This is a genomic window from Brevibacillus sp. 1238, assembly GCF_029892995.1.
GTDB classification, from domain to species: domain Bacteria; phylum Bacillota; class Bacilli; order Brevibacillales; family Brevibacillaceae; genus Brevibacillus; species Brevibacillus parabrevis.
Window position 1 is genome coordinate 363,779 of the sequence record NZ_JARXWC010000003.1, and the last position, 18,293, is coordinate 382,071.

An 18,293-nucleotide genomic window follows, 5' to 3' on the forward strand; every position below is an offset into this window, starting at 1 on the left:
AATACAGATGGATCTACTGTCGAAAACTAGAAGAATTAACCGCATGTTGCAAAAATCTGCGGGTCATGCCGTTAATTTTAATGAAATGGCACAAGTATTGAGCGATGTGATTGAAGCAAATACGTTTGTTGTAAGCCGCAAAGGGAAGCTGCTTGGCTTTGCGATCCACCAAGAGATGGATAACGGACGTATGCGCAAAATGCTGGAAGAGCGCCGTTTTCCGGAAGAGTATAGCCAAGGCCTTTTGAAAGTGGAAGAAACGTCTGCAAACCTGGACGTAGAAAGCCCATACACCATTTTCCCTGTGGAAATGAAAGATGTATTCCGCTCCGGTTGGACGACTCTCGTTCCGATCATGGGTGGTGGCGATCGCCTCGGTACGCTGATTCTCGGCCGCATCAACGATCAATTCGTGGACGATGACCTGATCTTGGCAGAAGTGGGCGCAACCGTAGTAGGAATGGAGATTTTGCGCGAGCGTTCTGAAGCGATTGAAGAAGAAGCGCGCAGCAAGGCTGTCGTTCAAATGGCGATCGGTTCCCTGTCCTACAGTGAATTGGAAGCTGTCGAGCACATCTTTGAAGAGCTGGAAGGCAAGGAAGGCTTGCTCGTAGCGTCGAAAATTGCGGATCGTGTCGGCATTACCCGCTCCGTTATCGTGAACGCGCTGCGCAAGCTGGAGAGTGCGGGCGTAATCGAATCCCGCTCCCTGGGGATGAAAGGAACATTCATTAAAGTATTGAATGAAAAGCTGCTTCCTGAACTGGAAAAGCTGAAAACCTCGTAAGATTTTCTAGAATAAAAGTTTAGCCAAAGTGAACTTCAAGGTATAGCAACAGCCGTTGCTGTACCTTTTTTCATGGGTAATTATACCTAGTTGCAACACTGTCCGACAATCTTTTACCAGAAATTATGCATTGATTTTTCGGGATAAGTGCAATCACAGCGCATTGAATATGGTTTGCATGTAAAAACAAGTAAAAAAACAGGAAAGTTCAGGGATTTAGTGCCATTGAATCATTTTGAAAATCGCCATCAATAGGGGCTTTTTTCACTATTACGATTTTGCTATGATTGAATCGTATCTTGGCTGTCGAAAATACAGGAATTATAGGCAGATTTGCGAAAACGAATTGACACATATTGGGGGAGAAGGCTACATGCTGGATAGTTATCATCTGCAGGTCCTTGAGAGATCGATGAACGCCGCTACACTGCGCCATCGGACGATCACAAACAATCTTGCCAATATCGATACCCCTCAATTCAAAAGTCAACAGGTAATTTTTGAGGGCTATCTGCAAGAGGAACTAAATGGGAAAATAGGAACTGGAAAGCTTGCGGCCTATCGAACCAATGAACGCCACATTCCATTTAGCAACGCTGGCGGGTTCGCGATGCCACAGGTCGTTTCCAATCCGAATAGCTACGTTCAAAACAGCGGGAATGATGTGGACTTGGAGTCGGAGACAACGGAGCTGGCGAAAAACCAAATCTGGTATAGCGGCCTGACGCAGCTGACTGCGGGCCATTTCCAGAAACTGCGCAGTGTCATTGAGGGTGGAGGGAAATAACGATGAGCTTGTTTCAAGGAATTAATACAAGTGCTTCAGCCTTGACTGCAAATCGGTTGCGCCTGGATACGATTGCGTCGAATATTGCGAATGCAGAAACGACGCGCGCAACTTTTGTCGATGGCAAGTGGCAACCGTACCGTCGAAAAATGATCGAAATGTCACCGCGCTCAAGCGAGTCATTCGACAGCTTTCTGCAAGCGGCGGTTGGGACGGTGTCTGGCAGAGGAGGAGAACAAGGGGTGCGAGTCACAGCGATTCAAGAAGACAACACTCCGTTCAAGCGCGTATACGATCCTTCCCATCCGGATGCAGATCAAGACGGCTACGTGCTCATGCCAAACGTTGATCCGATGAAGGAAATGGTGGACCTGATTTCCGCTTCGCGATCCTACGAGGCGAACGTCACTGCTTTAAACGCAACGAAAGCGATGATGTTGAAGGCATTGGAAATCAAATAAAGCGGGTGAACAGTAAAAGATGGACATAAACGCACTTTCACAAGCGGTTCCGGTCAAGATGCCTGTCGCAAACAAAATGCCAACCACCGCAGAAGTCACAAAAGAATTTGGCGCCTTTTTGACAGACGCCATGAACCAGGTGAATCAGGCGCAGGTAGAGTCGGCCAATCTGGCAGACAAATTCGCGGCTGGCGAAATTACGGATCTGCACCAACTGACTGTTGCAGGCCAAAAAGCTTCCGTGATGCTGCAAATGACGATGCAAGTCCGGAATAAAGTGATTGAGTCTTACCAAGAAATCATGCGCATGCCGATTTGATTGTCGTTTTATCCAGTGAGAGGTGAAACATGAACGAACGTTTAGCTTTATACAGAAATCAGCTTACGTCTAAATGGAACCAGTTTTCCAAAAAGCAAAAATGGATGATTGTCGGAATCTCGCTTTTTCTGTTAATTTCGCTGGGCTTATACATATACATCGCTTCTCAGCCGGTCTACAAGCCACTCTACGATCAGAGACTTAGTGAACAGGAAATCGGCGCGATCAAGAAAGAGTTGGAAGGTCAGCAAATTCCATACAGGATTACTGGAAATGGGACAAGCATTGAAGTACCGGAAAAAATGGCCCAAGACGTCATTGTCGATCTTGCCGCACAAGGAATCCCCAGCCAAGCAGGCATCAACTCCGAAGTTTTTTCCAATACGTTGGGTGTTACGGACAGACAGTTCGATGTGATGAAAAAAGAAGCCTTGCAACAAGAGCTGCGCAAGATGCTTGAAAGAGTAAAAGGCGTTCGCTCGGCACAGGTAATGATTACACTGCCACAGGAAAGCGTTTGGGTAACAGAGACACCGGATACGGCAACTGCTTCCGTCATCGTCGATGTAGAACCAGGCACGACCCTGGAGCAAAAGCAAATTAACTCGCTCTACCTGCTCGTTTCCCGAAGCGTTCCGAAGTTGCCGATCGATGCGATTGCCATTACGGACCAATATTCGAATCCGCTGGAGCGCGCAGAAGGCGAAGAAGCAGAAGGAAGCTTGAGCAGCTTTAAACAACAAGAAGCGATCAAGTCCGAGGTTGAAAAGAAGATTCAACAAAATCTGTACAACCTGCTTGGTACAATCATGGGTCGCGATAAAGTGATTGTTCACGCTTTTATCAAAATGAACTTTGATAAAGAAACTCGCGTGGAAAATCTCGTGGAAGCGCCTGACAAAGAGAACAACGAAGGACTTATCATCTCTTCTCAAAAATTATCAAAAGCTTTCTCGGGTCAAGGCCAACCGCCAGGGGGCATCGCAGGTACAGGCGCGAATGCCGTTCCAAACTACCCGGGGAACAATCCTCAAGGAAGCAACAGCCAGTATGAAGAGTTGAATGATACAATCAATCGCGAAGTCAATCGGTTTACTCGGAATATTACGTTGAGCCCGTACAAAATCGAAGACTTGACGATCAACGTCGGGGTTGAGCCTCCGAATGGCACAGAATTGGATGCGGCTACACTTGAAAGCATCAAGCAAGTGCTGCGCAATGTTGTGCGTGTAACGTTAAGCGACAAGGCTGTCGATTTGAGCGAAGAAGAACTGGACAAGCATATTTCCGTTCTTCCGCGTCAGTTCTCTGGAAAAGTGGCTGTCGAAGAATCCAGCGCACTCAGTCCAGCTGTATTGTGGACCGTTGGTGGTATTGCCGTTTTGGCACTCGCCGCTGTTGCCTTCCTCATCATCCGCCGACGCAATCAAGCGAAGCTGGAGCAGGAAGAAGAAATGTCCGATTTGCTGGCACCTGGTCAACCTACCGAAATTCCGGATCTGATTTATCAGGAAGACGGAGATCAGGTTGTGGTCAGAAAACAGCTTGAAAAATTGGCGCGAAGCAAGCCGGATGAATTTGTTGTTCTGCTTCGTACTTGGTTAGCAGAAGATTAAGGAGTGAAAGATATGGCTCGCGGCGCTAAAGAGTTGTCTGGACGACAGAAGGCGGCTATCCTCCTCATCTCACTAGGGCCGGAAATCTCTGCCCAGGTGTTCAAGCACTTGCGTGAGGATGAGATCGAGCAACTGACGTTGGAAATTGCCAACGTTCGAAAAGTCGATACAGAAGAAAAAGATAAAATCTTGGCCGAATTTCATCAAATCGCCGTAGCAAAAGAAGTAATCTCGCAAGGCGGGATCACCTACGCGAAAGAAATCTTGCAAAAAGCTTTGGGCGAGACGAAAGCGATGGATATTATCAATCGCTTGACTGCCAACCTGCAAGTACGGCCATTCGATTTTGCCCGGAAGGCTGATCCAGGCCAGATTTTGAACTTTATCCAAAACGAGCACCCGCAAACGATTGCCCTGGTTCTTTCTTATCTCGAACCGCAGCAAGCAGCGATGATTTTGTCCGCGCTTCCGCAAGAGCGGCAAGCTGAGGTAGCGAAGCGGATTGCCATGATGGACAGCACTTCTCCGGAAGTAATTGCACAGGTAGAACAAGTCCTCGAACAGAAGCTCTCGGCCACTGTCACGCAGGATTATACGCAAGCAGGCGGGATCGAAGCAATCGTGGCTGTACTCAATGGTGTCGATCGTGGGACGGAGCGCACGATTCTGGATTCTCTCGAAATTCAGGACCCCGAATTGGCCGAAGAAATCAAGAAACGCATGTTTGTATTCGAAGATATCGCTACACTGGACAACCGTTCGATTCAGCGCGTAATCCGCGATGTAGAAAATGCGGATCTGCAACTTTCTCTCAAAGTGTCCAGCGAAGAAGTTCGGGAAGTTATTTTCCGCAATATGTCCAAACGGATGGCGGACACTTTCAAAGAAGAAATGGAATTTATGGGACCAGTTCGTCTGCGCGACGTAGAAGAAGCACAATCTCGTATCGTTGCCATTATCCGTCGCTTAGAGGAGGCTGGTGAGATCATCATCGCCCGCGGTGGAGGAGATGATATCATTGTCTAGGATTATCAAAGTGGCTAATTATCGGCCTTCGGAGGACGCTGTTCTCCTCTCGGTGACGCCTGTACCACTAAAGACGGAAAATGATCCCGAAAGGTTGCAAGAAAATCTACAAATTTTACAACAAGCTGAAATTGAGGCCAAAACGATCCTCGCAGATGCCGAAGAAACCGCGCAAAACATCCTTCAACAAGCATCCGAGCAGGCTGAGCAACTGAAGCAGGAAGCACTCCTGGAGATCCAGCAATGGTGGGAACAAAAGCAGCAGGAAGCTTCCGAATTGTTCAGCTCTGTGCAGGAGCAAGCGGTTGTTGAAGGACAGGAAAAAGGTTTCGAGGAAGGGAAGCGCCAAGCGTATGAAGAGGAGATAAAAGCACTCTCTGACGCGCGCGCAATTCTGGAGCAGGCGTACAGCAGCAAGCAGCAGATTATAGCCGAAGGGGAACCTTTTTTAGTGGAACTTGCCCTTGATGTTGCCAAAAAAATTATTGGGCAAGAATTGCAGCAAAATCCGGAACAAGTCATGGAGATTGCCAAAAAAGCGCTGCGACGCTCCCGGGTTCACGGGGAGATAACGATATGCGTCAATCACAACTACTTTGATTACGTTTCTGACCACCGAGCCCAATTGCTTGCCCTGCTGGACGGTCAGGCGGAGCTTTCCGTCTATCCTGACTACACGATTTCCGATGGCGGGTGTGTGATTCGGACGCCGCTCGGAAGTGTGGATGCAAGAGTGGATACACAGCTGGAAGAGATCAAACAAGCATTGCTTGCGATTGCCGGAGGAAGTGAGTCCCGATGAGTTTCCTAGACATAACGAAGTACAAGCAGGCGCTGGGTGAGATTGATCCGATGCGCGTGAATGGAAAAGTGACGCAAGTTGTGGGGCTCACCATCGAGTCCCAGGGACCAGAAGTAAAGCTCGGCGAAATTTGCCATCTGTATCCGGCAAACAGCAAAGAGCCGATTATCGCTGAAGTAGTTGGCTTTCGCGAAAATAAAGTGCTGCTCATGCCGCTGGGCGAGCTGACAGCAATCGGACCGGGCTGTGATGTAGTGGCTACGGGGCGATCGCTGGAAGTGAAGGTAGGCCCGGAAATTTTGGGATCTGTCCTCGACGGCCTAGGTAGACCGTATCAAGGAGCGTTGCCGTTTGGCTTGAGTTCCTATCCGACGAACAACCTGCCGCCCAATCCGATTTTGCGGCCGCGCATTAAAGAGCCGCTAAGCGTGGGCGTACGTGCCATCGATGGATTGTTGACTGTCGGAAAAGGACAGCGGGTCGGAATTTTTGCCGGATCAGGGGTAGGGAAAAGTACCTTGATGGGAATGATTGCCCGCAATACTACGGCGGACATCAACGTCATCGGACTGATCGGGGAGCGCGGCCGCGAGGTCATGGAGTTTATCGAGCGCGATCTGGGGGAAGAAGGTCTAAAGAGGTCTGTCGTAGTCGTTGCGACCTCCGACCAGCCTGCGATGATCCGCATCAAGGGAGCCTTGATTGCCACATCGATCGCCGAATACTTCCGTGATCGCGGGTTGAATGTGATGCTCATGATGGACTCGGTAACCCGTTTTGCCATGGCGCAGCGGGAAGTAGGACTTGCTATCGGAGAACCGCCGGCAACACGCGGCTATACACCGTCTGTGTTCGCGCTGATGCCGAAGCTGATGGAGCGGGCAGGGACAGCCGACAAAGGCAGCATTACGGCGTTTTACACGGTGCTCGTCGACTCCGACGACATGAATGACCCGATTGCGGATGCGGCGCGAGGAATTTTGGACGGACATATTGTGCTCGACCGGAAAATCGCGCAAAAAGGCCACTTTCCTGCCATTGATGTGATGGCGAGCGTCAGCCGTGTCATGTCAGAGATCGTTACAGACGATCACAAGGAAGCGGCAAGACAGTTGAAAAAACATTTGGCCACTTTTCGCGAGGCGGAAGATTTGATCAATATCGGAGCGTACAAGCCTGGCTCGAACCGCGATATTGATGCTGCCGTCCGCTACAAAGACATCATTACCGAGTTTACGGCTCAAGGTACACATGAGCCCTCGACATTACAAAGCGCGGTCAAGGCGCTGTTAGCCCATTTCGGAGGAGTGAACTAATGTGAAAGTGTTTCAGTTTCATCTCCAAAAAGTTCTCGATCTGAAGGAAAAAGAGAAAGAGCAGGCAGAGTGGGCATTTGGGAAATCGGTTCAACGCAAGAACGAAGAAGAGTGGAAGCTCGCGCAATTGACAGTGCAGCATGATGAGATGACCCATATGCTTGAGGAAACGCAAATGCAGACATGCAGTGCCGCCCAACTGATTTCAATCACGCAGTATCAACAGTCGGTTGCCAGATCGATAACGAGACAGCAGCGAACGTTGCGCGGATGTGAGCAGGATGTGGAACGATGTCAGTCCCATTTGACGGAGAGAATGAAGGAATCAAAGCTATGGCATCGATTGCGTGAAAAATCTCTCTACCAATTTCTCGACGAACAGCGTCAGCGCGAACAAAAAGAATTGGATGAAATCGGCACTCAGCTCTATCTTCGCCGCAGCAACTAAGGGAGGTACCAGATGGAAGAAATCCAAGAAGAACGGGAATACGGCAGGTGGGAATGGTTTTTCTACATGATTGTCATTCCTGCACTGTTTGCCAGCCTCCTTGGCGGCGTACTCCTGAGCTTGCTGGGAGTAAACGTGCTAGGGAATGTTCTCCACTGGGCTAACTCCATACCGTACGTGGAAAAGCTCGTCCCGGACGAATACGCGGCTACACCCGGTGAAGAAAAGAAACCCGACACCGAGAAACAGGTTGCGACTTTGCAGCAGGATCAGGCGAAAAACCAGCAGCAAATTTCCGTGCTGAAAGAAGAAGCAGCCAAAAAGGATGCAACGATCCAAGCGTTGGAAAAGCAAGTGCAAGACTTGAACAAGCTTATGGAAGATCGCAGGGCCACCGAGGAGGAGCGTCAAAAGCAATTTGCTGATCTCGCCAAGGTGTACACGACCATGTCAGCGAAAAATGCAGCAGCCATCATCGAAAATCTTAGCCTGGATGAGTCTGTCACGGTCATGACCAAAATGAAGCCAAACCAGCGCGCTGACATTTTGGCCAAAATGGACCCGAAAAAAGCGGCTGACATTTCCATTCTGCTAAAAGACTCTGTGGTCAACAAAGATGATGACATCGCTGCTCTCCAGGAGCGCGTTCAAGTGTTGACGAAAGCACTCAGCGAAACGCGCAGCGGTACTTCCGCGAGCGCTAACGATCAAGTGTTGAGTGACACGTTTGCTCAGATGCCTGCGGAAGATTCCGCGGCGGTCATTCGCTCGCTGATGGCGACGAACAAGAGCAGAGCCTTGTCACTGATCAAAGAAATGCCTGCGGACAAACGGGCGCAAACTCTCTCAGCGATCGCCAAAGAGGACAAGAAAGAAAAAGACAATTTGGCGGCTCGCATTACGGAAGAGTTGCTTCGATAACAAAAGCTTCGCTTCTCGTTATCGTTAAAATAAGCAACAAATCAACCATAAGGAGGTGACGAGATGAATGTAGCCAATCTGACTCCGCCGGTAGGCTCGGCTGGTAGTGTAACATCTGCCACCGGTACTGCGGGCAATGGAGAAGCTGGCTTGGGACAACTGTTTTCGTTGCAAATGCTGCAATCTTTTGAAGCGATGCTCGATTCCAAAGGCGCCGTTGCGGCTCCAGAAGGCTTGTCAGAAGACGACCAGAAATTGCTGGATGAACTGATGGCGCTGATCGCTCAACTGCTTGCCGCCAGTCAACAAGGCAATCAAGAATTGAATGGACAAGTAGAAGAGAAAGCAGCAGCCGTTGAACAGCTTTTGGGAAAAGCGTCTGGGCTTAGCCAGGAACTTCAGGCACAGTCTGGAATGGATCTGAAACAGCTTTTGTCCAAGCTTTCGCAAAGCGAGACTTCTTCCGAGGAACTGAACAAGTTGGCCGCACTTCTCGAGTCCCTGAAGAACCAGAAAGGCAATGAAAGCAAGCAAAAGAATGGGGTTTTGCAACTGCGTTCCGAAGCGGTTCCCGTTCTGAATGCTTCGCAGCAAGAAGGGTTCAAGACAATTTCGCCTTTGCGAATGAATCAGGGCTTGGCTGCCTACAAGCTGGAGGCGGGAGTAGCCACGCAAACGGTTCAACCTGCACTTTCCGGCAGCCTGTTGAACCAAGAAGGAAATCAGGAAGACGGCGGCTTGACGATGGCCAACCAAAACCCGGTTGTCGCCCAGCAAACGACGCAAACGCAAAACGCTTCCTTCCAACAGTCACAAGCACAGCCGCATCATGTGAATGCGAACCAATTGCCGCAGCAGCTCACACAGCTGTTTGTCTCGAAGTTGCAACTCGGCGGGCAAAACGGTGTGCATGAAGCTAAGCTGATCTTGAACCCGCAATCACTTGGACAAGTAGACGTGACAATTACGTCGCACAATGGCGTGATCACTGCTCAGTTCCACGCTGAAACGCAGGCAGGCAAAGATTTGCTCGACAATCAGCTTCCGCAATTGCGGATGGCATTGACGCAGCAAGGCTTGCAGGTGGATCGACTGGAAGTCAACCAGCAGCAGGACACCGCATTCAACTTCCAGCAGCAGCGTGAGCAAGCTGGACAACAACGAGAAAACCAGCAGCAACAGAAAGAGGAAGAGCAAGAGTTTGCTCTTGACGCACTCGTAGACAGCAGTGAAACGAGCGAGTCGCTCTGGAATCGCCTGCGGGAATCGGCCCGCGGAGTGAACGATCTCGTCTAGGATTGGAATGAAGGAGGAAGCAGCATGAACCAATTTCGTGTCGCGCAGCCCTATTTCCCTCCGAAAACGAATCACGTCACCAAAACGGCTGCCCAAACAGCTCAGGGGACTGGCAAATCGTTTCAACAGTATTTGACGGAAGCGACATCGCCAACTGCCAAGACACAGCCACTATCGTTCAGTCAGCACGCTATTAGCCGCTTGCAGCAGCGTGGAATTGCCCTTGGCGGACAGCAGATGGAGCGTTTGGAGTCAGCGGTTCAAAAGGCAGCCTCCAAAGGCGCCAGAGAATCTCTTATCATCATGGATAACGTGGCTTATGTCGTGAGTATCGTAAATCGGAAGATCATTACCGCTGTGGACGATGGCAGCATGAAAGACAACGTATTTACAAACATAGACAGCGCCATCTTCGTATAAATGGCCTGTACGGGCTGGACCTCCCAGGAGGAAGCCTGATGGTTACCGAACGACAGAGGTAATCTAGACAAGCGAGAAAGCAGAGGAGGAAACAGATCATGCTTCGTTCCATGTATTCAGGTATCTCAGGTATGCGTGGCTTTCAAACAAAGCTCGATGTCATTGGTAACAACATTGCGAACGTAAACACAGTGGGCTTCAAAAAGGGCCGCGTGATGTTCCAAGACATTTTGAGCCAAAACGTGCAAGGCGCCGGTGCTCCTACTGACGGAGGAAAAGGTGGTACCAACCCGACTCAAATCGGTCTTGGTTCATCGATTGCATCGATTGATACCGTGTTTTCTGCGGGAAGCCCGATGACGACCAACTTGCCAACGGACCTTTCCATCGAGGGTGACGCCTTCTTCATGGTGACTCCGGATGATGGCGCAACGATCTACTATACACGCGCTGGTAACTTCACCCGCGATTCCCAAGGGTTCCTGGTAAACCCGCAAGGACTCAAGCTGTTGAACTCGGACGCTGCTCCGATTCAAATCAACCAGGCTGACGGGATTGTCTCTTACTCGATCGGCAAGGACGGCGTAATCACTACCGTAGATGAAGCCGGAACGCTCGCTTCCGACAATACGGTCGGTGTCATGACCTTCAACAACCCAGGCGGTTTGAAAAAGGTCGGCAACTCCCTGTATGAGAACACAGTGAACGCGGGAGCGCGCGATGAAGATCCAATGACACCTGTTACCCCAGGTACAGCAAAAGTGAGCGTCATTGCCGGACAACTGGAAATGTCCAACGTTGACCTTTCCGAAGAGTTTACGGAAATGATCGTCGCGCAGCGCGGCTTCCAGGCCAACTCGCGGATCATTACCACTTCCGATTCCGTTCTCGAAGAATTGGTGAACCTGAAACGATAACTTCTTGCAGTGGGTTAGGGAGGGGAAGCGATTGACTCCTTCCCCTGCTTGATCCCAGGAGGAGCACACGATGATCAAACTGACCCGTTTTAACGGCACTGCTTTTTATCTGAACATTACTCACATTGAAACTGTTGAAGCGACACCAGACACTGTGATTACGTTGTTCAACGACAGGAAGTACATCGTGAAGGATTCTATCGAATCGATCGCTGAACGTGTTCAGGCTTTTTATCAAAATGCTCATCCGATAGCGACTGCACCCAAGCTGCCGGACGACTTAAATGAATAGCGGGAGGCATTGCGATGTTTCAAAATCGTTTGTTTAACATGGCTCTAATTATCATCATCGCGATTTCGCTACTGGGAGTAATCTCGTTTGTCCTTTGGCAAACATACCTCTCTCCGGCCGCTCAGACGGCCAGCACGGAACAAACAGAAATGAAGCCTTTGTCCGCGAAGGAAATGAAAGAGTACTCCGTTGACACAGGCGAAATTACGACCAATCTGCTGACGAACAACTACATGATCGTGCGCTTTAGCATCACAGCGGACAGCTCGGATGCGAAAGCGGAGCTGGAGCAACGTTTGCCCCAGGTCAATCAGGTCATTATCAAAACGTTGGCTGGCCTGACGCCAGAAGACATAAAAGGAACAGAAGGCGTAAACAAGCTGGAAGCAAAAATTATGAATGAAATCAGCTCCCTGATGCAAGAGGGCAAGATCGTGCAAGTTGTGACGACCAAGCGCGTCTTGTCATAAAGGAAGCGATCACACGGATACATAGCAAGGAGGTGACGACATATGGCCGAGGTTCTCTCACAAAGTGAGATTGATGCGTTGTTGGCCGCTCTATCATCTGGCGAGATGGATGCCAACGAGCTGAAAAAAGAAGAGACTGAGCGCAAAGTCAAAGTGTATGATTTCAAACGCGCGTTGCGGTTCTCCAAAGATCAGATCCGTGGCTTGACGCGAATCCACGAGAACTATGCGAGGCTGTTGACTACTTATTTTTCAGCTCAGCTCCGTACCTTCGTGCAAATTACGGTTGCCTCCGTCGATCAATTGCCGTATGACGAATTTATCCGCTCCATTCCCAAGATGACCATCTTGAACATCTTCGAAGCTCCACCTTTGGAAGGACGAATGGTCTTGGAAGTCAATCCAAACATCGCCTATACCATGCTGGATCGGCTTCTTGGTGGCCAGGGTGCAATCCCGGAAAAAATGGGTGCACTTACGGAAATTGAAACAACGGTGATGGAGCGAGTATTCGGCAAAGCGCTGGATACTTTCCACGAGGCATGGAAGCAAATTATTGAGCTTGATCCGTACCAGGAAGGACTGGAGATGAATCCCCAGTTCATGCAGATTGTCTCGCCAAACGAGATTGTCGTCGTAATCTCGTTCAGTACCAAAATTGGAGATACGACAGGAATGATCAACCTCTGTCTGCCTCACGTTGTACTGGAGCCAATCATGACCAAGCTCTCCGGGCAATACTGGTTCTCCAAGCAGAAAAAGACGCGGGATGAGGATGAGCGCCTGCGGGTCGAAGAGCGAGTCAAGGTTGCCAAACTGCCGATTATTGCAGAAATGGGAACCGCTACAATTACAGTCGGCGATTTCTTGCAACTGCAAAAAGGAGACGTCATTCAATTGGATCAGTCGCTTGATACCAAGCTGAAAATCAAGATTGGCGATCAGCTGAAATTCCTGGGACAACCAGGGACACTCAAAGGCAGAATGGCTGTGCAGATTGATGAAGTCATAGAGGAGGGGGAGGAACAAAATGAGTAGAGATATGCTTTCTCAAGACGAGATTGACGCGCTGCTTCGCGCGAACAACTTGGTTGAGGACGAAGAGGAAGCAGGACCCATGGAGAGTCAGGATGTGGCCGATTTTCTTTCCCCATTTGAACAGGATGCGCTTGGCGAAATCGGAAATATCTCCTTCGGTAGTGCAGCGACTGCGTTATCGACTTTGTTAAGCCAAAAAGTAGATATCACCACGCCGACGGTTTCCGTTGTCAATGTGGATGAATTGGAAAGTGAGTTTCCGATTCCCCATGTAGCGGTCCACGTTGAGTACACCGACGGTTTCAAAGGGATTAACCTGCTGGTTATTCGGATGGAAGATGCGGCTGTCATCGCAGACTTGATGATGGGCGGCGACGGCAGACCTGCCAATACAGAAATGTCCGAGCTGCACATCAGTGCGGTACAGGAAGCGATGAATCAGATGATGGGTTCTGCGGCGACGTCCATGTCGACGATTTTTAACCAGTTCATCAATATTACGCCTCCAGGCATCGATGTCATGGATTTGGCCCAAGGCAAGGGCGGAGACAGCTTCTCGGACGATGACAGTCCGTTGGTCAAAGTCTCCTTCCGTCTGAAGGTCGGGGAACAGGGAGAATTGATTGACTCCAATATCATGCAGCTTTTGCCGCTTTCGTTCGCGAAGAAGATGATCGATCGACTGGTTGGCGGATCAGAAGGCGAAGCAGCAGCAGCGCTTGTAGCGGAGACAGAAATGCCTTCTATACCGGCAATTACCCAGTCGGCTCCACCAGCCCAACCCGTGCATCAGGAGCCTGTACAGAGCCACGTACCGCCTGTAGCGCCGCCTCCTGTGCAGCAGCCACAGGTGCAGCAACAACCGCCTGGAGGCTATGCTCCACCGCCTGCATACCCAGGCCAACCGATGTACCCAGATCCTTATGCGCAGTATGCGATGCCACCGGGCTATGCGCCGTATCCAGGTGCTTATCAGCAACCGCCAATGGCACCGCCACCGCCTCAGCATTTTGGCAGTCCTGCGGTTAACCAGGCAAACGTCGTTCCTGCACAGTTTGCGCCGCTTGGAACAACGCCTATGTATGCAGGAGACAATCAAAACTTGAACCTTTTGCATGACATTCCGCTGCAAGTAACCGTTGAATTGGGACGGACCAAGAAGCTGATCAGAGAAATTCTTGACTTGTCTGCTGGTTCCATCATACAGTTGGACAAGCTGGCAGGTGAACACGTGGATATCTTGGTAAACAACAAGCTGATTGCCAGGGGCGAGGTTGTCGTTATCGACGAGAATTTCGGGGTTCGCGTAACAGATATCATCAGCCAGTTTGATCGTGTTCAAAAATTGCAATAAAAACAAATCAAGAGTCAAGTATTGGGGAGGATCTATCCATGTCGAACAAAGTATTAATCGTTGATGATGCAGCATTCATGCGTATGATGATCAAGGAGATTTTGTCCAAAAACGGATACAGCGTCGTAGGGGAAGCTAGTGATGGCGCACAAGCAGTAGAAAAATACAAAGAATTGGGTCCGGATTTGGTTACGATGGATATTACCATGCCGGAAATGGACGGAATTTCCGCTCTGAAGGAAATCAAAAAACTCGATCCAAACGCACGTGTGATCATGTGCTCTGCGATGGGACAACAGGCAATGGTTATTGACGCCATTCAGGCGGGGGCAAAAGACTTCATCGTGAAGCCATTCCAAGCGGATCGCGTATTGGAAGCGATCAAAAAGACTTTGAGCTAATGATGAAGATCCGGAATGCAGGGATGAGACTATCCTGGGTCTTCTGTCTGATCCTGTTGCTGTCTGTCTTAGCCCTGCCCATTGCCGTCCATGCGGAAGGTACTGTTGCCGATGCGTACAACCAGAAGAACACAGAACAGAGCAATGCGCCCGCCGGCGGCGAACAGCCGGCGGCCATTCCGGGCAGCGGAACAGGAAGTATGATCGGCTATCTGGTTCAAGTCGTTTTTTCACTAGGCTTTATCGCTGTTCTGATCTTTTTCCTGCTCCGTTTCCTCGGACGGCGTCAAGTCGGACAAAGTCAAGGGCCGATCAAGATCATCAGCGCAGCCGCTCTCGGCAACGGGAAGACGCTGCAAGTCGTCATGATCGGAGAGTCCTTGTACATTGTAGGTGTGGGTGATAACGTCCAGCTGCTTAGACGAATCGAACCGGGTGAAGAAGTGGATCTGATCTTGTCTGATGCCGAGATCGGGCCCATAAAAAATCCGCTTTCGCTAAGCTGGCTGCCCTTTGGCAAAAAAAAGCAGGCTGACGAAGAGTTGCTGTTCTCATCCGATGTGGATGGAAAAACGTTTCAAGACCTGCTGAAAGGCCAATGGGACAACGTGAAAAAACGGCCACTCCACTCCGAATCGTGGGACAAAGAGGAAGCTTCCGACAGAGGGGACCGAAAATGAAACATTTTTTGCAGGTGCTCGTGCTTGTCGCTGTGATGCTCCTGGTACCAGAGATAGCGCTTGCTGCGCCAGCGGGATCACCGCTTATTCCGAGCATTGATTTGCAAATTGGCGGCGGCAATGGGACACCACAGGAGACATCTTCAGCGATCCAGATTTTGCTAATTTTGACGGTGCTCTCTGTTGCGCCAGCTATATTGCTCCTGATGACAAGCTTTACCCGAATCGTCATTGTCTTGTCTTTTGTGCGAAATGCCTTGGCGACACAGCAAATGCCGCCCAACCAGGTACTGGTGGCACTCGCGCTGTTCCTGACGTTTTTCATCATGGCACCGACCTTCGGGAAGGTGAACGAAACGGCTGTACAACCGTTTATGCAGGGCAAGCTGACACAGGAACAGGCATTCAACGCGGCTGTCATTCCTTTTAAAGAATTTATGGCCAAGCAAACACGCGAGAAAGATTTGGCGCTGTTTTTGGAATTTACCAAAGCGGAGAGACCGAAGACGATTCAAGATATTCCGCTGACTGCTCTCGTACCTGCTTATGCGATCAGTGAATTGAAGACAGCTTTTCAGATCGGGTTTATGATCTTCATTCCATTCCTCGTGATCGACATGATCATATCCAGTATTTTGATGGGGATGGGGATGATGATGCTGCCGCCCGTCATGATTTCATTGCCGTTCAAAATTTTGCTATTCATTATGGTGGACGGCTGGTATTTAGTTGTGAAGTCGCTCTTGACCAGTTTTTAGCGGCATTCCGAAGGGACCAGGAGGGTAGACATGACACAGGAATTATTAATGCAAATTGCCCAAAACGCTGTTTATACCATCCTGCTGATATCCGCACCCGCACTCGGGATTGCCTTGCTGGTCGGATTGATGGTCAGTGTTTTTCAGGCAACGACACAAATCCAGGAGCAGACCCTTGCATTCATCCCTAAAATTGTTGCCGTGTTCATTACCATCTTGGCAGTGGGACCGTGGATGCTGCGCGTCATGCTTGATTTTACGATGGGGATTTTTGGCAACCTTCATCGTTTTGTCGGATAGCTTATGAATCTTTATCTCGTATATTTGCCCGTTTTCTTGCTCGTGTTTGTCAGGATGAGTGCCTTTTTCGTCGCAGCTCCCTTTTTCTCGATCAAGGGTGTGCCAGCCCACTTTAAAATTGGCTTGGCATTCATCGTTGCCCTGATCAGCTTTCAAACGTTGCCTGTACAAGGACAAATTCCTCTGGACCTGACGTTTGTACTGTATGTGATGAAGGAAGCGCTGATTGGCGTCATACTCGGTTACATTTGTGAGTTGATGTTCATCGCCATCCAAGTTGCCGGAGGACTGATGGACATGCAGATGGGTCTGGCCATGGCAAACGTGATCGACCCGAAAACAGGCGCGTATGTCCCGATTACGGGTAACTTCAAAAACATGCTCGCTGTCTTGTATTTTTTCAGTATCAACGGACATCACATGCTGCTGCGCGGCATCATGAGCAGCTATCAGGTAATCCCGGTTGATAAGATGTGGGCTGCTTTTGGCAGCGAGGCTGTGATGATGACGGCGGTAAAAGTGTTTCAGAACATGTTTCTGAGCGCCTTTATGATGGCGGCACCCATCGTGGTCGCACTGTTTCTCGTAGACCTCTCTCTTGGTATTATCGCCAAATCCGTCCCGCAGTTTAATATCTTTGTTGTCGGATTGCCCATCAAACTGCTTGCAGGCTTCCTGCTCCTGATTGTCGTCATGCCCGCCTTTTTATTGACGCTAAGCGGATTGTTCGACCACATGTTCCGGGCACTCGCGGAAATGATGAAATCGCTCGGAGGATCACCATGACGCAGAAGAGGTTCCTTTTACCCGTAGACCTGCAATTTTTTAGCGGAGAAAAAACGGAGAAGGCGACTCCCAAGAAAAAAGAAGATGCACGAAAAAAGGGGCAGGTGGCCAAAAGCCAGGATCTGTCGCCCTCCATCGCGCTAACAGGATTCTTTTTTTTGCTGATGATGCTCGGTTCATCCATGCTCGGTACGTTTCAGAACCTCATGCGTGAAGCGCTGATTACTTTCACGAGCTGGCAGTTGAACGAAGAGAATCTCAAAGTGATCGTCATGACAATGACCTTCGAGGCGATAAAAATTGTGGGACCTGTCCTGGGGCTGTCTTTTTTGCTTGCCTTTGCTGTCAACTACATGCAGGTGGGATGGATGATCAGTACAGAGCCGCTCCAGATGAAACTGGAGAAGTTGGACCCGATCAAAGGAGCCAAACGCATTTTTTCCATGCGATCAGTCGTTGAGCTTCTGAAGTCGCTGTTAAAAATCAGTGCTTGTATGTACGTCGCCTATGTTATTTTGTGGAATTCAAAGGAACAAGTAACCCAGCTTTCTTTGCTCTCACTGGGGAGCGTCCTGTCGTTTACGGCAAACGAAGTAGCCAAGCTCGGGATTTACATCGGTTTGCTGCTGTTCATCCTGGCGATTATGGATTACGCCTACCAGAAATATGAACATGAAAAGAATTTGCGGATGTCCAAACAGGATCTTAAAGACGAGCACAAGCAGGCGGAAGGGGACCCGTTAATCAAAGGGAAAATTCGTGAAAGGCAAAGGAGCATGGCGCTTCGCCGGATGATGCAGGAACTGCCCAAGGCAGACGTGATCATCACGAACCCGACCCACTTTGCCGTCGCAATCCGCTACGATGCCAGTGCAATGAGCGCGCCTACTGTATTGGCCAAAGGCCAGGATTACATGGCGCTGAAAATCAGAGAAGTGGCCAAGAAGCACCGGATTGTTACGATGGAAAACAAGCCCCTGGCCCGGGCTCTCTATAGTCAAGTTGAAATTGGACAACAAATTCCCGAAGAGATGTTTAAAGCGGTCGCGGAAGTTCTCGCGTACGTCTACAAGCTGCAAGGGAAAGTGAAATAACGAG

At 49.7% G+C, this 18,293-nt stretch carries 23 protein-coding genes; all 23 read left to right on the forward strand.

Annotated features, from left to right (window positions below; genetic code table 11):
- Positions 1-7: 7 nt before the first annotated feature.
- The 23 genes from codY (at position 8) to flhB (ending at position 18,289) form a co-directional block, all read left to right on the forward strand.
- Positions 8-787 carry a GTP-sensing pleiotropic transcriptional regulator CodY gene (codY, locus tag M2298_RS09375; RefSeq protein WP_005834266.1) on the forward strand — a complete coding sequence of 260 codons (780 nt, stop codon included), beginning with the start codon at positions 8-10 and terminating at the stop codon, positions 785-787.
- 373 nt (positions 788-1,160) lie between these two features.
- Positions 1,161-1,574, forward strand: coding sequence for a flagellar basal body rod protein FlgB (gene flgB, locus M2298_RS09380; RefSeq protein ID WP_122965191.1), 414 nt, complete (start codon positions 1,161-1,163; stop codon positions 1,572-1,574).
- 2 nt (positions 1,575-1,576) lie between these two features.
- Positions 1,577-2,035, forward strand: a complete 459-nt coding sequence (gene flgC / locus M2298_RS09385) for a flagellar basal body rod protein FlgC (protein ID WP_122965192.1) — start codon at positions 1,577-1,579, stop codon at positions 2,033-2,035.
- Between the two features lie 19 nt (positions 2,036-2,054).
- Complete coding sequence (gene fliE / locus M2298_RS09390; RefSeq protein ID WP_063227636.1) at positions 2,055-2,354, forward strand: flagellar hook-basal body complex protein FliE; 300 nt, start codon at positions 2,055-2,057, stop codon at positions 2,352-2,354.
- 29 nt (positions 2,355-2,383) lie between these two features.
- Positions 2,384-3,970, forward strand: coding sequence for a flagellar basal-body MS-ring/collar protein FliF (gene fliF / locus M2298_RS09395; protein ID WP_122965193.1), 1,587 nt, complete (start codon positions 2,384-2,386; stop codon positions 3,968-3,970).
- Between the two features lie 12 nt (positions 3,971-3,982).
- Positions 3,983-4,996, forward strand: coding sequence for a flagellar motor switch protein FliG (gene fliG / locus M2298_RS09400; protein WP_122965194.1), 1,014 nt, complete (start codon positions 3,983-3,985; stop codon positions 4,994-4,996).
- Positions 4,980-5,798, forward strand: coding sequence for a FliH/SctL family protein (locus M2298_RS09405; protein WP_122965195.1), 819 nt, complete (start codon positions 4,980-4,982; stop codon positions 5,796-5,798). The genes fliG and M2298_RS09405 overlap by 17 nt, the downstream gene beginning before the upstream one ends.
- Complete coding sequence (fliI, locus tag M2298_RS09410; RefSeq protein ID WP_122965196.1) at positions 5,795-7,114, forward strand: flagellar protein export ATPase FliI; 1,320 nt, start codon at positions 5,795-5,797, stop codon at positions 7,112-7,114. Before M2298_RS09405 ends, fliI begins: the two co-directional genes overlap by 4 nt.
- A 1-nt stretch (position 7,115) precedes the next feature.
- Positions 7,116-7,562 (forward strand): flagellar export protein FliJ, encoded by a 447-nt coding sequence (gene fliJ / locus M2298_RS09415; protein WP_122965197.1) that lies wholly within the window; start codon positions 7,116-7,118, stop codon positions 7,560-7,562.
- 12 nt (positions 7,563-7,574) lie between these two features.
- Entirely contained in the window at positions 7,575-8,483 is a 909-nt protein-coding gene (locus M2298_RS09420) for a MotE family protein (protein ID WP_063227630.1), read from the forward strand.
- A 63-nt stretch (positions 8,484-8,546) separates the two neighbouring features.
- Entirely contained in the window at positions 8,547-9,779 is a 1,233-nt protein-coding gene (locus tag M2298_RS09425; protein WP_122965199.1) for a flagellar hook-length control protein FliK, read from the forward strand.
- Positions 9,780-9,803: 24 nt separating this feature from the next.
- A complete protein-coding gene (locus M2298_RS09430) occupies positions 9,804-10,199 on the forward strand; it encodes a TIGR02530 family flagellar biosynthesis protein (protein WP_063227628.1) in 396 nt (131 codons plus the stop codon).
- Positions 10,200-10,297: 98 nt separating this feature from the next.
- Positions 10,298-11,116 (forward strand): flagellar basal body rod protein FlgG, encoded by an 819-nt coding sequence (gene flgG / locus M2298_RS09435; protein WP_122965200.1) that lies wholly within the window; start codon positions 10,298-10,300, stop codon positions 11,114-11,116.
- A 70-nt stretch (positions 11,117-11,186) separates the two neighbouring features.
- Positions 11,187-11,408, forward strand: coding sequence for a flagellar FlbD family protein (locus tag M2298_RS09440; protein ID WP_122965201.1), 222 nt, complete (start codon positions 11,187-11,189; stop codon positions 11,406-11,408).
- A 14-nt stretch (positions 11,409-11,422) separates the two neighbouring features.
- Positions 11,423-11,878: a flagellar basal body-associated FliL family protein gene (locus M2298_RS09445; RefSeq protein ID WP_122965202.1), complete on the forward strand. Its 456-nt coding sequence runs from the start codon at positions 11,423-11,425 to the stop codon at positions 11,876-11,878.
- 42 nt (positions 11,879-11,920) lie between these two features.
- The gene (gene fliM / locus M2298_RS09450; protein WP_063227624.1) at positions 11,921-12,916 is read left to right on the forward strand and encodes a flagellar motor switch protein FliM; all 996 of its coding nucleotides are present in this window, start codon (positions 11,921-11,923) and stop codon (positions 12,914-12,916) included.
- Positions 12,909-14,270, forward strand: a complete 1,362-nt coding sequence (gene fliY / locus M2298_RS09455; protein WP_173596489.1) for a flagellar motor switch phosphatase FliY — start codon at positions 12,909-12,911, stop codon at positions 14,268-14,270. The genes fliM and fliY overlap by 8 nt, the downstream gene beginning before the upstream one ends.
- A gap of 38 nt (positions 14,271-14,308) precedes the next feature.
- Positions 14,309-14,671 (forward strand): response regulator, encoded by a 363-nt coding sequence (locus M2298_RS09460; protein WP_005834238.1) that lies wholly within the window; start codon positions 14,309-14,311, stop codon positions 14,669-14,671.
- A gap of 23 nt (positions 14,672-14,694) precedes the next feature.
- Positions 14,695-15,351 (forward strand): flagellar biosynthetic protein FliO, encoded by a 657-nt coding sequence (locus M2298_RS09465; protein ID WP_229049699.1) that lies wholly within the window; start codon positions 14,695-14,697, stop codon positions 15,349-15,351.
- Positions 15,348-16,109, forward strand: a complete 762-nt coding sequence (gene fliP, locus M2298_RS09470; RefSeq protein WP_122965205.1) for a flagellar type III secretion system pore protein FliP — start codon at positions 15,348-15,350, stop codon at positions 16,107-16,109. Before M2298_RS09465 ends, fliP begins: the two co-directional genes overlap by 4 nt.
- Positions 16,110-16,139: 30 nt before the next feature.
- Entirely contained in the window at positions 16,140-16,409 is a 270-nt protein-coding gene (fliQ, locus tag M2298_RS09475; RefSeq protein ID WP_063227620.1) for a flagellar biosynthesis protein FliQ, read from the forward strand.
- A 3-nt stretch (positions 16,410-16,412) separates the two neighbouring features.
- Positions 16,413-17,195, forward strand: coding sequence for a flagellar biosynthetic protein FliR (gene fliR / locus M2298_RS09480; protein WP_122965206.1), 783 nt, complete (start codon positions 16,413-16,415; stop codon positions 17,193-17,195).
- Positions 17,192-18,289 carry a flagellar biosynthesis protein FlhB gene (flhB, locus tag M2298_RS09485; protein WP_122965207.1) on the forward strand — a complete coding sequence of 366 codons (1,098 nt, stop codon included), beginning with the start codon at positions 17,192-17,194 and terminating at the stop codon, positions 18,287-18,289. Before fliR ends, flhB begins: the two co-directional genes overlap by 4 nt.
- The last annotated feature ends 4 nt before the right edge of the window (positions 18,290-18,293 follow it).

Coding starts and splice junctions, on each gene's coding strand:
- codY (WP_005834266.1), top strand. CDS start 8: ATGGATCTACTGTCGAAAACTAGAAGAATTAACCGCATGTTGCAAAAA.
- flgG (WP_122965200.1), top strand. CDS start 10,298: ATGCTTCGTTCCATGTATTCAGGTATCTCAGGTATGCGTGGCTTTCAA.
- fliQ (WP_063227620.1), top strand. CDS start 16,140: ATGACACAGGAATTATTAATGCAAATTGCCCAAAACGCTGTTTATACC.
- M2298_RS09460 (WP_005834238.1), top strand. CDS start 14,309: ATGTCGAACAAAGTATTAATCGTTGATGATGCAGCATTCATGCGTATG.
- fliR (WP_122965206.1), top strand. CDS start 16,413: ATGAATCTTTATCTCGTATATTTGCCCGTTTTCTTGCTCGTGTTTGTC.
- M2298_RS09405 (WP_122965195.1), top strand. CDS start 4,980: ATGATATCATTGTCTAGGATTATCAAAGTGGCTAATTATCGGCCTTCG.
- fliP (WP_122965205.1), top strand. CDS start 15,348: ATGAAACATTTTTTGCAGGTGCTCGTGCTTGTCGCTGTGATGCTCCTG.
- M2298_RS09425 (WP_122965199.1), top strand. CDS start 8,547: ATGAATGTAGCCAATCTGACTCCGCCGGTAGGCTCGGCTGGTAGTGTA.
- fliI (WP_122965196.1), top strand. CDS start 5,795: ATGAGTTTCCTAGACATAACGAAGTACAAGCAGGCGCTGGGTGAGATT.
- M2298_RS09420 (WP_063227630.1), top strand. CDS start 7,575: ATGGAAGAAATCCAAGAAGAACGGGAATACGGCAGGTGGGAATGGTTT.
- fliM (WP_063227624.1), top strand. CDS start 11,921: ATGGCCGAGGTTCTCTCACAAAGTGAGATTGATGCGTTGTTGGCCGCT.
- fliG (WP_122965194.1), top strand. CDS start 3,983: ATGGCTCGCGGCGCTAAAGAGTTGTCTGGACGACAGAAGGCGGCTATC.
- M2298_RS09445 (WP_122965202.1), top strand. CDS start 11,423: ATGTTTCAAAATCGTTTGTTTAACATGGCTCTAATTATCATCATCGCG.
- fliE (WP_063227636.1), top strand. CDS start 2,055: ATGGACATAAACGCACTTTCACAAGCGGTTCCGGTCAAGATGCCTGTC.
- M2298_RS09440 (WP_122965201.1), top strand. CDS start 11,187: ATGATCAAACTGACCCGTTTTAACGGCACTGCTTTTTATCTGAACATT.
- fliY (WP_173596489.1), top strand. CDS start 12,909: ATGAGTAGAGATATGCTTTCTCAAGACGAGATTGACGCGCTGCTTCGC.
- M2298_RS09465 (WP_229049699.1), top strand. CDS start 14,695: ATGAGACTATCCTGGGTCTTCTGTCTGATCCTGTTGCTGTCTGTCTTA.
- fliF (WP_122965193.1), top strand. CDS start 2,384: ATGAACGAACGTTTAGCTTTATACAGAAATCAGCTTACGTCTAAATGG.
- flgC (WP_122965192.1), top strand. CDS start 1,577: ATGAGCTTGTTTCAAGGAATTAATACAAGTGCTTCAGCCTTGACTGCA.
- flgB (WP_122965191.1), top strand. CDS start 1,161: ATGCTGGATAGTTATCATCTGCAGGTCCTTGAGAGATCGATGAACGCC.
- flhB (WP_122965207.1), top strand. CDS start 17,192: ATGACGCAGAAGAGGTTCCTTTTACCCGTAGACCTGCAATTTTTTAGC.
- M2298_RS09430 (WP_063227628.1), top strand. CDS start 9,804: ATGAACCAATTTCGTGTCGCGCAGCCCTATTTCCCTCCGAAAACGAAT.